This is a genomic window from Streptomyces sp. NPDC029169 (assembly GCF_055563935.1).
Genome location: NZ_JBVHXA010000010.1, coordinates 198,319 through 212,690, shown reverse-complemented (window position 1 = coordinate 212,690; position 14,372 = coordinate 198,319). Strand labels below are relative to the sequence as shown.

The 14,372-nt window shown below is 70.9% G+C and carries 15 protein-coding genes and 1 riboswitch; of the genes, 9 read left to right on the top strand and 6 right to left on the bottom strand.

Annotated features, from left to right (window positions below; all coding sequences use genetic code 11):
- The first annotated feature begins 18 nt into the window (after positions 1 to 18).
- The 6 genes from ACZ4VI_RS20705 to ACZ4VI_RS20680 all read left to right on the top strand — a co-directional run bounded on the left by ACZ4VI_RS20705 (position 19) and on the right by ACZ4VI_RS20680 (position 6,520).
- Positions 19 to 1,239, top strand: a complete 1,221-nt coding sequence (locus ACZ4VI_RS20705; RefSeq protein WP_468001055.1) for a L,D-transpeptidase — start codon at positions 19 to 21, stop codon at positions 1,237 to 1,239.
- 175 nt (positions 1,240 to 1,414) lie between these two features.
- Positions 1,415 to 2,665, top strand: coding sequence for a L,D-transpeptidase (locus ACZ4VI_RS20700; protein ID WP_468001053.1), 1,251 nt, complete (start codon positions 1,415 to 1,417; stop codon positions 2,663 to 2,665).
- Positions 2,666 to 2,743: 78 nt separating this feature from the next.
- Positions 2,744 to 3,511, top strand: coding sequence for an enoyl-CoA hydratase/isomerase family protein (locus ACZ4VI_RS20695; RefSeq protein ID WP_468001051.1), 768 nt, complete (start codon positions 2,744 to 2,746; stop codon positions 3,509 to 3,511).
- Positions 3,512 to 3,644: 133 nt separating this feature from the next.
- Positions 3,645 to 4,148 (top strand): ATP-binding protein, encoded by a 504-nt coding sequence (locus ACZ4VI_RS20690; RefSeq protein WP_468001050.1) that lies wholly within the window; start codon positions 3,645 to 3,647, stop codon positions 4,146 to 4,148.
- Between the two features lie 390 nt (positions 4,149 to 4,538).
- The gene (locus ACZ4VI_RS20685) at positions 4,539 to 5,321 is read left to right on the top strand and encodes a polysaccharide deacetylase family protein (protein WP_468001048.1); all 783 of its coding nucleotides are present in this window, start codon (positions 4,539 to 4,541) and stop codon (positions 5,319 to 5,321) included.
- Positions 5,321 to 6,520 carry a YncE family protein gene (locus tag ACZ4VI_RS20680; protein ID WP_468001046.1) on the top strand — a complete coding sequence of 400 codons (1,200 nt, stop codon included), beginning with the start codon at positions 5,321 to 5,323 and terminating at the stop codon, positions 6,518 to 6,520. The genes ACZ4VI_RS20685 and ACZ4VI_RS20680 overlap by 1 nt, the downstream gene beginning before the upstream one ends.
- Position 6,521: 1 nt before the next feature.
- Here ACZ4VI_RS20680 and ACZ4VI_RS20675 read toward each other — a convergent pair whose 3' ends face one another.
- Positions 6,522 to 7,160: a GNAT family N-acetyltransferase gene (locus ACZ4VI_RS20675; protein WP_468001045.1), complete on the bottom strand. Its 639-nt coding sequence runs from the start codon at positions 7,158 to 7,160 to the stop codon at positions 6,522 to 6,524.
- 73 nt (positions 7,161 to 7,233) lie between these two features.
- Between ACZ4VI_RS20675 and ACZ4VI_RS20670 the strand changes: the two genes are divergently transcribed.
- Together ACZ4VI_RS20670 and ACZ4VI_RS20665 are read left to right on the top strand one after the other, a co-directional pair.
- On the top strand, positions 7,234 to 7,449 hold the full coding sequence (locus tag ACZ4VI_RS20670; RefSeq protein ID WP_468001044.1) for an EF-hand domain-containing protein: 216 nt from the start codon (positions 7,234 to 7,236) through the stop codon (positions 7,447 to 7,449).
- A gap of 85 nt (positions 7,450 to 7,534) precedes the next feature.
- Entirely contained in the window at positions 7,535 to 8,461 is a 927-nt protein-coding gene (locus tag ACZ4VI_RS20665; protein WP_468001042.1) for a CopD family protein, read from the top strand.
- A 10-nt stretch (positions 8,462 to 8,471) separates the two neighbouring features.
- Here the strand turns inward: ACZ4VI_RS20665 and ACZ4VI_RS20660 are convergent, their stop codons facing one another.
- The 5 genes from ACZ4VI_RS20660 to gcvT all read right to left on the bottom strand — a co-directional run bounded on the left by ACZ4VI_RS20660 (position 8,472) and on the right by gcvT (position 13,107).
- Entirely contained in the window at positions 8,472 to 8,627 is a 156-nt protein-coding gene (locus ACZ4VI_RS20660) for a hydrophobic protein (protein ID WP_468001166.1), read from the bottom strand.
- 77 nt (positions 8,628 to 8,704) lie between these two features.
- Entirely contained in the window at positions 8,705 to 10,075 is a 1,371-nt protein-coding gene (locus ACZ4VI_RS20655) for an L-serine ammonia-lyase (RefSeq protein ID WP_468001040.1), read from the bottom strand.
- 147 nt (positions 10,076 to 10,222) lie between these two features.
- The gene (locus ACZ4VI_RS20650) at positions 10,223 to 11,482 is read right to left on the bottom strand and encodes a serine hydroxymethyltransferase (protein ID WP_468001038.1); all 1,260 of its coding nucleotides are present in this window, start codon (positions 11,480 to 11,482) and stop codon (positions 10,223 to 10,225) included.
- Between the two features lie 24 nt (positions 11,483 to 11,506).
- The gene (gene gcvH, locus ACZ4VI_RS20645; RefSeq protein ID WP_468001036.1) at positions 11,507 to 11,884 is read right to left on the bottom strand and encodes a glycine cleavage system protein GcvH; all 378 of its coding nucleotides are present in this window, start codon (positions 11,882 to 11,884) and stop codon (positions 11,507 to 11,509) included.
- A gap of 83 nt (positions 11,885 to 11,967) precedes the next feature.
- Positions 11,968 to 13,107, bottom strand: a complete 1,140-nt coding sequence (gene gcvT, locus ACZ4VI_RS20640; RefSeq protein WP_468001034.1) for a glycine cleavage system aminomethyltransferase GcvT — start codon at positions 13,105 to 13,107, stop codon at positions 11,968 to 11,970.
- Positions 13,108 to 13,268: 161 nt separating this feature from the next.
- Positions 13,269 to 13,371, bottom strand: a riboswitch (glycine riboswitch).
- 141 nt (positions 13,372 to 13,512) lie between these two features.
- Here gcvT and ACZ4VI_RS20635 point away from each other — a divergent pair.
- Positions 13,513 to 14,184: an AAA family ATPase gene (locus ACZ4VI_RS20635; protein ID WP_468001033.1), complete on the top strand. Its 672-nt coding sequence runs from the start codon at positions 13,513 to 13,515 to the stop codon at positions 14,182 to 14,184.
- Positions 14,185 to 14,372: the final 188 nt, after the last annotated feature.

Sequence of the window (14,372 nt, the reverse complement as noted above, 5' to 3'; positions counted from 1 at the left end):
GCCGTCGTTGGGTCGAGCGTGAGACTTGTATGGAAGCGGGCGGGCTCCGCCCTCGCGGTGGCGGCACTCATGGCGGGCCTTGCGGGCTGCACCGAAAAGGGCGGCGGTGGCGGCGGTGTCGGCCTGTCGCTGCCCGGGAAGGCGCGGGCGCCGGGCGACGTCATCCGGATCAGCCCGGAGGACGGCGGCAAGGGCGTGCCGGCCGAGGGGCCGATCGAGGTGAGCGTCGACAGCGGCCGCCTGGAGCGGGTCACCGTCGTCCAGGTGGAGGACGCCCAGCGGGCCGAGGTGCCCGGCGAGATCAGCGAGGACGGGCTGCGCTGGCGGCCGAGGCCGGACTCCCGGCTCGCGCTGGCTGCCAAGTACAGCGTGGACGCCGTGGCGCTCGACGGCCACGGCCGGCGCTCCGCGCGGCACACCACCTTCACCACCGTCGTGCCCGAGCACCGTTTCATCGGCTACTTCAAGCCGGAGAACCGATCCACGGTCGGCACCGGCATGATCGTGTCCTTCGGCTTCAACCGGGCCATCGAGAACCGCGCGGCCGTCGAACGGGCCATCAGGATCACCTCCGACCCGCCGGTCGAGGTGGTCGGCCACTGGTTCGGCGAGGAGCGGCTCGACTTCCGCCCCGCCGAGTACTGGCGGCCCGGCACCAAGGTGACCGTCGACCTCGCGCTGCGCGACGTCGAGGGCGCGCCCGGCGTGTACGGCATCCAGCGCAAGACGGTCGGGTTCACGGTCGGGCGCTCCCAGGTGTCCCTGGTCGACGCGGCCGAGCACACCATGGAGGTCCGCAGGGACGGCGAGCTGCTCGCGACCGTGCCCATCACGGCCGGGGCGCCCAAGACCACGACGTACAACGGCAGGATGGTGGTCACGGAGCTCTACGACGTGACGCGGATGGACGGCCGGACGGTCGGCTTCGGCGGCGAGTACGACATCAAGGACGTGCCGCACGCGATGCGTCTGACCGACTCCGGGACGTTCCTGCACGGCAACTACTGGGCCGCGCCCTCCACGTTCGGAACGGCCAACGTCAGCCACGGCTGTGTCGGCCTGCGGGACGAGAAGGGCGGCAGCGCCGACTCCCCGGCGGGCTGGTTCTTCGACCGTACGCTCATCGGCGACGTCGTCGAGGTCGTCAACTCCCGTGACCGAAAGGTCGCTCCCGACAACGGCCTCGGAGGCTGGAACATGGAGTGGGAGGAGTGGAAGGCGGGTTCCGCCCTGCGGTGACGTGAGACAGGCACGTGGGCATGCCCCGCACCCCGCGCGAACTGGGACTGAACGGTGACATTCGCGTGGAACTTTCGTGTCTTCCGGTGTGATTGTCTAACGCCGTGTGCGCGAGAGGATGCGCACGGGGGTGGGGCCCAGGCAGTGCCGGGTCGTGCGAGGGGAGAACACCATAGTGAACGGGCAGCCGATATCCGGAGGGACCGCCGGACGACGGCGTCGCGGCAACCGCCTGGGGGCGCTGGCGACGGGAGCGCTGCTCCTCGTGCTGACCGCGTGCGGCGGCGGCGACGCCACCGGCGACAAGGGGGGCCAGAACCCGGCGGGCGCCGGCGACGGCGGCGGCAAGCAGGAGATCGCGGCCTCGCAGGCGGTCGTCACGATCGCTCCGAAGGACGGCGCCGACTCGGTTCCCACCAACGGTGCGCTGAAGGTGACGGCCGAGCAGGGCAAGCTGACGACGGTCACGGTCGCCGACACCAAGGGCACCGAGGTCGAGGGCAAGATAGCGGCGGACGGCGCGAGCTGGCAGCCCGTCGGCCACCTGGCCGCGGGCACGCAGTACAAGGTCCACGCGGTGGCGCAGGACTCCGAGGGACGTGAGTCGGCGAAGGACACCACCTTCACCACCCTGGTCCCGAAGAACACCTTCATCGGCCACTACACGCCGGAGGACGGCTCGACCGTCGGTGTCGGCATGCCGGTCTCGATCCGCTTCACCCGGGGCATCACCGACCCGGCGGCGGTGGAGAACGCCATCAAGGTGACGGCGCAGCCCGCGGTGGAGATCGAGGGCCACTGGTTCGGCAACGACCGCCTCGACTTCCGCCCGGAGGAGTACTGGGCCGCCGGCACCAAGGTGACCGTCGAGCTCAACCTGGACGGCGTCGAGGGCCGCCCGGGCGTCTACGGCAAGCAGAAGAAGAAGGTCACGTTCACCATCGGCCGCCGCCAGGTCTCCACGGTCGACGCGAGCGCCAAGACCATGAAGGTCGAGCGCGACGGCAAGATCATCAAGACGATCCCGATCACCGCGGGCGCCCCGTCCACGACCACGTACAACGGTCAGATGGTCATCAGCGAGAAGTACAAGGTGACCCGGATGAACGGCGCCACCGTCGGCTTCGGCGGCGAGTACGACATCAAGGACGTGCCGCACGCCATGCGGCTGTCCACCTCGGGCACCTTCGTCCACGGCAACTACTGGGCGTCGTCCGGCACGTTCGGCTCCGCCAACGTCAGCCACGGCTGTGTCGGCCTGCGGGACACCCGCGGCGCGGGCGACAGCACCACCCCGGCGGCCTGGTTCTACGACCGCTCGCTGATCGGTGACGTGGTGGTCGTGAAGAACTCGAAGGACAAGCAGATCGCTCCGGACAACGGCCTCAACGGCTGGAACATGTCCTGGTCGGAGTGGATCAAGTAGATCGCTTCCCGAGCGGACCCGGTGCTGTGACCAACGGCACCGGGTCCGCTGTCGTTAACGCCGACTAACCTGCCTCCCATGACTGTGAACCTCGAAGTCGCCGAAGGCGTCGGCACGATCCGCCTCGACCGCCCCCCGATGAACGCCCTCGACATCGCCACCCAGGACCGGCTGCGCGAGCTGGCCCAGGAGGCGACCGACCGCGACGACGTGCGGGCCGTGATCCTGTACGGCGGCGAGAAGGTGTTCGCGGCCGGTGCGGACATCAAGGAGATGCAGGTCATGGACCACGCGGCCATGGTCAAGCGGTCGCGCGCGCTCCAGGACTCCTTCACCGCGGTCGCCCGGATCCCCAAGCCCGTCGTCGCCGCGATCACCGGCTACGCCCTTGGCGGCGGCTGCGAACTGGCGCTGTGCGCGGACTACCGGATCGCCGCCGACAACGCCAAGCTCGGCCAGCCGGAGATCCTGCTCGGCCTGATCCCGGGCGCCGGCGGCACCCAGCGGCTGTCCCGCCTGGTCGGCCCCTCCAAGGCGAAGGACCTCATCTTCACCGGCCGGATGGTCAAGGCCGACGAGGCCCTGACGCTCGGTCTGGTCGACCGGGTCGTCCCGGCGGCGGAGGTGTACGAGCAGGCGCACGCCTGGGCCGCGAAGCTCGCCCAGGGCCCCGCTCTCGCGCTGCGCGCCGCGAAGGAGTCGGTCGACCAGGGCCTGGAGGCCGACATCGACACCGGTCTCGCGATCGAACGCACCTGGTTCGCGGGCCTGTTCGCGACCGAGGACCGGGAGCGCGGGATGAAGAGCTTCGTGGAGGAGGGCCCGGGCAAGGCGAAGTTCGTCTGACGGTTCCGTACTCTCCGGTACCGCCGCCGCCTCTGGCATATGCCGGAGGAAATTCGCGGAATTGTCGATTCCGGGGGTACGGATTCCTCCGGAACGGCCACGCCGCCGCGCCTGTGCGGCCATGATGGGGGGCATGGCGGGCCTGGAGGGTGTGGAACAACCGCGGCAGCACGGCGGTGCGACCGCCGCACGGTGGGTACCGACCGTCGAGGACGAACAGGCCCTCAAAACGCTCGAGTTGTACGGAAATCCCGCCGAGGACGACGTCCGGCTGCCGTCCCGTCCCGAGTCCGCCGCCATCGCCCGCCGGCTCACCCAGTGCGTCGTGCTGCGCCAGTGGGCGCTGACGCCGCAGATCGCGGAGCACGCCGTTTTACTCGTCTCGGAACTCGTCGGCAACGCCGTCCGGCACACGGGGGCCCGCGTCTTCGCCCTGCGGCTGCTGCGCCGCCGCGGCTGGATCCGGATCGAGGTCCGCGACCCCTCCCGAGGCCTGCCCTGTCTGATGCCCGTCCATGAGCTGGACATCAGCGGCCGGGGGCTCTTCCTCGTCGACAAGCTCTCCGACCGCTGGGGCGTGGATCTCCAGCCGCGCGGCAAGACCACGTGGTTCGAGATGCGCGTCGCGGACCGCTGAGCGTTCCGGACGCCGTCCCCCAGACGGCCCCGGACGCACAAAAGCCCCCATGCGGGGGCTTCCGTGGGTGGAGCGCCGTGGATCGGGGGGGTGTATCCACGGAGCTCGGACGACCTGGCCCGGGTCAATGGGGGTCGTGTCCCCGACTATGACAGACAGGTGGCCTTGTCGCCAAAAGTCCCTACCGTGGCAATCAAGTCCATATCCGGACAGTTCGACAGTGAATCGTTGGTGACATAGAGCACCAACCTTGCAAACGATGAATAAATATCGGGTTCATCGATTGTTTCCTCGACCTGTCCGCATGGTGGACGCCTGGATGCGGCCCGGCAAACGTCCTGAATTGGCTCAATCGTTAATTTTCGGTCATATGGCCTCTTCAATGGTCGCGTGACCCAGACCGACCGCCGCACCGTACTGATGCGGGCCGGTGCGGCCGCCGTCGCCGCGGGAGCCCTCACCAGCGCCTGTGGGGCGGAGCCCCGCCCCGCGCCCCATGGCCCCGCCGCCGTCCGGAAGCCCGCCCCCGTCCGGAAGCCCGCCGCCGCCCCGGGCCCCCGCCGCTTCCCCGGCCACCCCGCCGAGATCGAGAGCGGCCCCCGCGACCGCCCCCGGGTCGCCCTCACCTTCCACGGCCAGGGCGACCCCGCCCTCGCCCGCGCCGTGCTTGCCGAGGCCGAGAAGGGCGGCGCCCGCGTCACCGTCCTCGCCGTCGGGGAGTGGCTCGACCGGTACCCCGAACTCGCCCGCCGGATCCTCGACGGCGGCCACGACCTCGGCAACCACACCCAGCGCCACCTCGACATCAACGCGATGACCGAGGACGAGGCGTACGCCGAGATCACCGCCTGCGCCGCCCGGCTGCGCCGGCTCACCGGCTCCATCGGCACCTGGTTCCGGCCCTCCAGGACCCGGCACGCCACCGACACCGTCCAGCGGGCCGCCCGCCGGGCCGGCTACCTGCACTGCCTCTCGTACGACGTCGACTCCCTCGACTTCACCTCGCCCGGCGCCCCCGCCGTCGTCCGCAACGTCACCGAGGCGGTCCGGGGCGGCTCCGTGGTGAGCCTGCACTTCGGCTACGCGGACACCCTCGCCGCACTGACGCCCCTCCTCGCCGACCTCGACCGCCGCGGCCTGCGCGCGGTGACGACCACGGAGCTGCTGACCTGATGCTGCCTCTCACCACGCGTACGAAGAGCCTCCTCGCCGCCGCGCTGCTCGCCGCGCTCGCGTCTGCCGCGACCGGGTGCGGCATCGCCGGCCAGGCCCCCGAGCCCCGGAGCGGCGCCAAGAAGGAGGCCGGCGCGGTCCCCGCCGTACCGAAGAAGGCCGTCCCCGCCGGACTGCCGGGCATGCCGCCGGTCCTCGACCCCAACGACGTCTACGCCGCCGACCGCCCGAACAAGCTCTCACCCGTGGTCAAGGACTTCCCCAGCCGGGTGTACGTCCCCAACACCAACTCCAACACCATCTCGGTCATCGACCCGGCGACGTACCAGGTCATCGAGACCATCCCGGTCGGCATCCAGCCGCAGCACGTCGTGCCGTCCTGGGACATGAAGACCCTCTGGGTCAACAACAACCGCGGCCACACGCTCACCCCGATCGACCCGGCCACCGGCGTCGCGGGCAAGCCCGTCGAGGTCCACGACCCGTACAACCTGTACTTCACGCCCAACGGGAAGTACGCCGTCGTCATGGCCTCCCTCGACCGCGAACTGGTCTTCCGCGACCCGCACACCATGGAGCGGAAGAAGACCGTCCCGGTCTCCTGCTACGGCGTGAACCACGCGGACTTCTCCGCCGACGGCCGGTACTTCGTCGTCTCCTGCGAGTTCTCCGGCGAGCTCCTGAAGGTCGACACCGAGAAGATGGAGGTCATCGGCCAGCAGAGGCTGCCCTTCGAGGGCGCCATGCCGCAGGACGTGAAGATCTCCCCGGACGGCAAGACCTTCTACATCGCCGACATGATGGCCCACGGCATGTGGGTCCTCGACGGCGAGAAGTTCACCACCCCGCAGCTCCTGCCGACCGGCAAGGGCTGCCACGGCCTGTACATCAGCCGGGACTCGCGCGAGATGTACGTGCCCAACCGAGGCGAGGGCTCCATCTCGGTCTTCGACTTCGCCCAGAACAAGCTGACGAAGAAGTGGTGGCTGCCGGACGGCGGCTCCCCGGACATGGGCGGCGTCTCGCCCGACGGCAAGGTGCTGTGGCTGTCCGGCCGTTACGACTCCGAGGTGTACGCGATCGACACGAAGACCGGCAGCCAGCTGGCCCGCATCCCGGTCGGCGGCGGCCCCCACGGCCTCGCGGTCTACCCCCAGCCGGGCAGGTACTCACTGGGCCACACGGGCATCTTCCGCTGAGTCAGCCGGCGATGAGCAGGGCCTCGGAGGCCACCGGGCGGTAGCCCGCGGCCTGGAAGACGCGGACGCTGCGCGCGTTGCCGGGGGACTGCTGCGCCCAGACCACGTCGCCCGGCGTCAGATGCCGGGCGGCGAGGGCCAGCGCCCGGCCGATCCCGCGATGCCTGACCCCCTCCTCGACCTCGATCGCGGCCTCCCAGCGGCCCGCCACACCACGGCCCAGGATCACCACCCCGCCGTCGGCCGCCCACACCCGTACGTCGTCGCGGAACTTCATCGCCCGCGCCACCCGCGGGTGTTCCGGGTCCTCGATCTCCCGCAGCGGCAGCTCGGGCTCCCCGGGCAGCGCACGGGCGACGGTCAGCAGGTCGATCGTGTTCATGTGCATGCCCGTGCGCCGCATCAGGGCCACGAGGAACCCCGGGTTCATCGAGGCGGCGAGCGGGTCGGCCGAGGCGGCCGCGAGCTCTTCCCGTACCCATGCCGGATCCTCGTCCGTGAAGACGACGGAGTGCGCGGTGAAGGCGAGGACGCCGGCGTCCCGGGGGCTCGGCTGCGGGACGACCGTCGTCGAGCCGTCCGGCGGCGGGAACTGCCCGTGTGCCGCCGCTGCCAGGATCCGTGCCACGTCATCACTCATACCCCCATGATCGGGCATGGGCGCGCCCGCTAATCTGGCCCCGTCAGAGAAGCACCACGAAGGGGCGGAAAAAGTGGCGGACATCGAGTCGGCACGCAAGGCGTTCGAGCGGTTCGACGTGGACGGGGACGGCCTCATCACCGCCGCCGAGTACAAGAGCGTGATGGCCCAGCTGGGTGACTTCCACGTCACCGAGACGGTCGCCGAGGCGCTCATCAAGCAGCGTGACGACAACGGCGACGGCAAGCTGTCCTGGGACGAGTTCTGGGCGCACCTCAGCCAGGCCTGACCTCGCCGGAGCGGGGCGGGCGGCGTGTACTCCGTGCGTACGTACGTGAGTTGCCGCCCGTCCGGGCGCCGGTGACGATCGAGCCGTGACGCCCCCCGGATCCGCACGTACCCCGATACGTCCGACGGCCGCCGCGATGGCCGTCGTGGCCGTCCTGGCAGCCGTCCTGCTCACCCTCCTCGGCGTGGGCCTCGCCCAGACGGGCACCGGGGAGCTCCGTATCCCCGCGGCGGGTATCACCAGTCTGCTGAGGCTGCTCGTCCTCGTCGCGCTCGCCGTCCATCTGGGGGAACTCGTCGGCGTCCGTCTCGCGCGCGACGGCCCGCTGCCACGCCGCTGGTCCGTGCCGGCCGCGGTGGCCGGTGCGGCCGCCTCCGCCGGGCTCATCCTGCTCTTCGCCGCCGTCAGCGGCCTCAGCCTCACCTCGGTGTACGCCACCCGCGAGGGGCGCCTGCTCCTCGTCACGACGAACGCCTTCGCCCTCGCGGCCATGTGCGCCGTGAGCCGCCGCCCCGGGCTCGCTCTCGCCCCGCTGGCCGTCGTGGTCGGCGCGGAGGCCCTCCGCGCGCACCCCGAACCGACCTCCCCGGCGGTCGGAGTCACCCTCACGGTCGTCCATCTGACGGCGGCCTCGCTCTGGTGCGGGGGTCTCCTGTACGTCCTGCGGACCGTACGGCTGCGCGGGACCGTGCACGGGCGCGAGGTGCTCCTCCGCTACGCGCGGGTGGCGGCCTGGATCTTCACGGCGCTGATCGTCACGGGCACCTGCTCGACCCTCCGCCGCCTCCCCCTGGACCTGGTCCTCACCACGGCCTACGGCAGGGTCCTCCTGGCCAAGCTCGCCCTGGTGGCGGTGGCGAGCCTCCTCGCCCTGGCGGCCCGCCACCGCCTCCTCCGCGGCCCCGGCGCGGAAGCACCGGCCCGGATCGAGCTGGGGGCACTCGCGGCGGTCGTGGTGATCTCAGCGGTCCTGACAGCGGTCCCGGACCCCCACTGGCTCACCGCGCCCTGACCTCACAACCTCACCACCGGTACCAGCGCCCGCCCCCGCTGCGCATGAGGAACCCGAGCAGCCACAGGACCAGAACGGCGATGGCGATGAACCAGAGCACGTCGGCCGCGAACCCGGCTCCGAAGAGGATCAGGATCAGAATCAGTACGAGAAGAAGCGGCACCACGACGTCCACCTCCTCGACGGTCGTCCCCGAGCGGGTGCCCCCGATCCCGCGTACCATGCGGCCCTGCTATTGGGCCCTCAGCACTCGATGATGTTCACCGCGAGCCCGCCCCGCGCCGTCTCCTTGTACTTGACCGACATGTCGGCGCCGGTCTCCTTCATCGTCTTGATGACCTTGTCCAGGGAGACCAGGTGGCTGCCGTCGCCGCGCATCGCCATCTTTGCTGCCGTGACCGCCTTGACCGCTGCCATGCCGTTGCGCTCGATGCACGGGATCTGGACCAGGCCGCCGACCGGGTCGCAGGTCAGGCCCAGGTTGTGTTCCATGCCGATCTCGGCCGCGTTCTCGACCTGCTCCGGCGTGCCGCCCATGACCTCCGCGAGGGCGCCCGCCGCCATCGAGCAGGCGGAGCCGACCTCGCCCTGGCAGCCGACCTCGGCGCCGGAGATCGAGGCGTTCTCCTTGAAGAGCATGCCGACCGCGCCCGCCGCGAGCAGGAAGCGGACCACGCCGTCGTCGTCGGCGCCCGGCACGAAGTTCATGTAGTAGTGCAGGACCGCCGGGATGATGCCGGCCGCGCCGTTCGTCGGGGCGGTGACCACGCGGCCGCCCGCCGCGTTCTCCTCGTTCACGGCCATCGCGTAGAGCGTGATCCACTCCATCGCCAGCGCCGCCGGGTCGCCCTCGGAGCGCAGCTTGCGCGCCGTGTTCGCGGCGCGGCGGCGGACCTTCAGGCCGCCGGGGAGGATGCCCTCGCGGGACATGCCGCGCGAGACGCAGGACTGCATGACGCGCCAGATCTCGAGGAGGCCCTCCCGGATCTCGTCCTCCGTGCGCCAGGCCTTCTCGTTCTCCAGCATCAGCGCGGAGATGGAGAGGCCCGTGTCCTTCGCCAGGCGGAGCAGCTCGTCGCCCGTGCGGAAGGGGTACTTCAGGACCGTGTCGTCCGGGATGATCGGGTCCGAGCCCGCGACCGCGTCCTCGTCCACGACGAAGCCGCCGCCGACCGAGTAGTACGTCTTCTCCAGGACGAGCGCGCCCTCGGAGTCGTACGCGAAGACCGTCATGCCGTTGGCGTGGTACGGCAGCGCCTTCCGGCGGTGCAGGATCAGATCCTCGTCGAAGTCGAACGGGATCTCGTGCGCGCCCAGCAGGTTGATCCGGCCGCTCGACTTGATCCGCTCGAACTCGTCGTCCGCCGTCTCCACGTTCACCGTGCGCGGGGAGTTCCCCTCCAGGCCGAGGAGGACCGCCTTCGGCGTGCCGTGGCCGTGGCCCGTCGCGCCCAGCGAGCCGTACAGCTCGGCCCGTATCGACGCGGTGTGGGCGAGCAGCCCCTCGTTCTTCAGCCGGCGGGCGAACATCCGGGCCGCGCGCATCGGGCCCACCGTGTGGGAGCTGGACGGGCCGATGCCGATCGAGAACAGGTCGAAGACCGAGATGGCCACGGGGAACTCCTTGTGGGGGCTAGACGCCGTTGTCTGCCGGGGTGGTGCAGAACGGAGCAGGAAGAGCGGGCAAAAGGGGGTGGGGCACCGCGCTCACTCCAGTGTGCGCGGTGCCCCGGACGTTCGTACGAACAAAAGGGTACGAAACTACTTCAGGCCGGGGTACAGCGGGTGCTTCTCCGCCAGCGCGACGACCCGGGCCTTCAGGGCCTCCGCGTCGAAACCGGGCTTCAGGGTCTCCGCGATGACGTCGGCGACCTCGGCGAAGTCCTCGGCGCCGAAACCGCGCGTCGCGAGCGCCGGCGTACCGATGCGCAGACCCGAGGTGACCATCGGCGGACGCGGGTCGTTCGGGATCGCGTTCCGGTTGACCGTGATGCCGACCTCGTGGAGCCGGTCCTCGGCCTGCTGGCCGTCGAGCTCGGAGTTGCGCAGGTCGACCAGGACCAGGTGCACGTCCGTGCCGCCGGACAGGACCGAGACGCCGTGCTCCGCCACATCGCCGCGGGTCAGACGCTCGGCGAGGATCCGGGCGCCGTCCAGCGTGCGCTGCTGGCGCTCCTTGAACTCCTCCGAGGCCGCGATCTTGAAGGATACGGCCTTGGCCGCGATCACGTGCTCCAGCGGGCCGCCCTGGAAACCGGGGAAGACCGAGGAGTTCAGCTTCTTCGCGAACTCCTTCTTCGCGAGGATGATGCCGCCGCGCGGGCCGCCGAGCGTCTTGTGCGTGGTGGAGGTCACCACGTCCGCGTACTCGACCGGGTTCGGGTGCAGACCGGCCGCGACCAGACCCGCGAAGTGGGCCATGTCGACCCACAGGTACGCCTCGACCTCGTCGGCGATCCGGCGGAACTCGGCGAAGTCCAGCTGACGCGGGTAGGCGGACCAGCCCGCGATGATCACCTTGGGGCGGTGCTCCTTGGCCAGGCGCTCGACCTCGGCCATGTCGACCAGGCCGGAGTCGTCCACGTGGTACGCGACCACGTCGAACTGCTTGCCCGAGAAGTTCAGGCGCATGCCGTGCGTGAGGTGACCGCCGTGGGCCAGGTCCAGGCCCAGGATCGTGTCGCCGGGCTGGGCGATCGCGAACAGCGCGGCCTGGTTCGCGGAGGCGCCGGAGTGCGGCTGGACGTTGGCGTACTCGGCGCCGAACAGGTCCTTGATCCGGTCGATGGCGATCTGCTCGGCCACGTCGACGTGCTCGCAGCCGCCGTAGTAGCGGCGGCCCGGGTAGCCCTCGGCGTACTTGTTGGTGAGGACCGAGCCCTGGGCCTCCATGACGGCGACCGGAGCGAAGTTCTCCGAGGCGATCATCTCGAGGGTGGACTGCTGGCGGTGGAGCTCGGCGTCGACGGCGGCGGCGACGTCCGGGTCCAGCTCGTGGAGAGGGGTGTTGAGAAGCGACATGAATCGATCCCTAGGGGGTCTCGGTTAGCCGGCGGTGAATGCGGTGTACTCGTCGGCGGTGAGCAGGTCCTCCGGCTCGCCCTCGATGCGTACCTTGAACAGCCAGCCACCCTCGAACGGGGCGGAGTTCACCAGGGAGGGGTCGTCCACGACGTCCTGGTTGGCCTCGACGACCTCGCCGGTCACCGGCGCGTACAGGTCGCTGACGGACTTGGTGGACTCCAGCTCGCCACAGGACTCGCCCGCGGTCACCGTGTCACCGACCTCCGGGAGCTGCACGAAGACGACGTCGCCCAGGGCGTTCGCCGCGTGCTCCGTGATGCCGACCGTCGCGACGCCGTCCTCGGCGACCGACAGCCACTCGTGCTCCTTGCTGTAGCGAAGCTGCTGGGGGTTGCTCATGTCGTGATTCTCCTGGATCGGGGGAGTGCTGATGTACGCGGGTCTTACGGGGTGAGACGAGAAGTGGGACGGAGTGAGGCGTGTCACTTCTGGCGCTTGTAGAAGGGCAGCGCCACGACCTCGTACGGCTCGTGGGTGCCGCGGATGTCCACACCTACACCCTGCGTGCCGGGCTCGGCGTGCGCCGCGTCCACGTACGCCATCGCGATCGGCTTTCCGAGGGTGGGGGAGGGGGCGCCGGAGGTGACCTCGCCGATGACCTGGCCGTCGGCGACGACCGCCATGCCGGCGCGCGGGACGCGGCGGCCCTCGGCGATCAGGCCGACGAGCTTGCGCGGCGGGGCGGTTTCGGCGCGCTCGGCGGCCTTCTCGAGCGCCTCGCGGCCGACGAAGCGGCCCTCGTTGGTCGTCTTCTCGAACTTCACGACCCGGCCGAGGCCCGCGTCGAACGGGGTGAGGGAGGTCGTCAGCTCGTGTCCGTACAGCGGCATGCCCGCCTCCAGGCGGAGCGTGTCACGGCAGGACAGGCCGCACGGGATGAGACCGACCGGGGCGCCGGCCTCGGTCAGCGCCCGCCAGACGCCCTCGGCGTGCTCGGGCTTCAGGAACAGCTCGAAGCCGTCCTCGCCGGTGTAGCCGGTACGGGCGATCAGCGCGGGGACCCCGGCGACCGTGCCCGGGAGGCCGGCGTAGTACTTCAGCCCGTCCAGGTCGGCGTCGGTGAGCGACTTCAGGATGCCGGGGGACTCCGGGCCCTGGACGGCGATCAGGGCGTACGCGTCACGGTCGTCGCGGACCTCGGCGTCGAAGCCGGCCGCGCGCGCGGTCAGCGCGTCGAGGACGACCTGGGCGTTGGAGGCGTTGGCGACGACCATGTAGTGAAGAGACCCAGCCTCGCGCTCCTGGAGCCGGTACACGATCAGGTCGTCGAGGATGCCGCCGTCCTCCTGGCAGATCATGGTGTAACGGGCGCGGCCCACGCCCACCGTGGAGATGTTGCCGACCAGGGCGTAGTCGAGGAGCTCGACGGCCTGCGGACCGGTGACGGTGATCTCGCCCATGTGGGAGAGGTCGAAGAGGCCCGCCTTGGTGCGGACGGCGTTGTGCTCGTCGCGCTCGCTGCCGTAGCGCAGCGGCATGTCCCAGCCGGCGAAGTCGGTCATGGTCGCGCCCAGGGAGCGATGCAGGGCATCGAGGGCGGTATGGCGGGGGGCAGTGCTCATGGGGTGGCTCCCGGGTCCCAAGGGCGGAAAACATGACGGGCGAGGACGTCCTCCCCATCTGTCATGGAACCTGAGAGGTTCACCGAGAGCATCTCGTCACCGAGAGATCGGCTTGCACCTTGGGTGGGAACGCCATGGGGCGTCCCGCTTTTCAGATCTGCCTCATCCACGCGGTACGGGGCCTGAGAGATTCAAGGGAGGGTCTTGCTCCTTCGGCGCCCGGGGCCCACCGTGGTGGTTCCGGGACTCTCCCGCGCGGATTCGAGCGGCCGGTATGCGGTTGTGTGCGCTTGGCGCGCACATCATTGCACGCGGTGTCCGATCGGCAAATCGCTTGTGCCTTATTACCGCTTCTTTACACTTCGTGGGCAGGGGGTCCCCGGGACCCGACAGGGGGAGAGAGCGATGACGATCCAGCACACCGGTGCCTACGCCACGGGCACGGGCATAGCGGCTCCGCGCGCCCGCGCCAGGACGCGGAGGCGCCGCGCCGCCACGCCCCTGCTGCGCGACCTGCGCGAGCGGGGCGGCCGGGGTCCCCGGACGCTCGCCTTCGCCGCCGGTGACCTCGTGGTGGTCTCCGGGCTGCCCGGAAGCGGCAAGTCGACGCTGATGCGCCGCGCGGCGGAGGGCCTGGGCATCGACTCGCAGGACGCCCGCGAGCGCTGGGAGGCCCGGCTGCCGGGCTTCCTGCCGTACGCCGTCTACCGCCCGCTGGCCCGGCTCGCCCACTACGCCGGGCTGCGGCGGGCGCTGCGCTCCGGGCGGAGCGTCGTCGTCCACGACTGCGGCACGCAGTCCTGGGTACGGAACTGGCTGGCGCGCGAGGCCCGCCGCCGGGGCCGCTCGCTGCATCTGGTCCTGCTCGACGTCACCCCCGACGCGGCCCGCGCGGGACAGCGCGAGCGGGGCCGCGGCGTCTCGGGGTACGCCTTCGCCCGCCACCGCCGGGCCGTCGGCCGCCTGCTGAGCTCCGTCGAGTCCGGCCGCCTGCCGCGCGGCTGCGCCTCGGCAACCCTCCTCGACCGCGACGCCGCGGGAGCCCTCCAGGCGATCGGCTTCCGCACCGCGGACTGACGCCCGCCGCGCTGGGCGATCGCCGGCACCGCGGACTGACGCCCGCCGCGCAGGGCGATCGCCGGCACCACGGACTGACCTCCGCCGCGCGGGGCGATCGCCGGCGCGCGCTGACGGCGGGCCTCGTGCGCGCCGGTGATCGCTGACGCGGGCCGGCGGCGGGTCTCCTGCCGCGTCGGCCGCCGCCC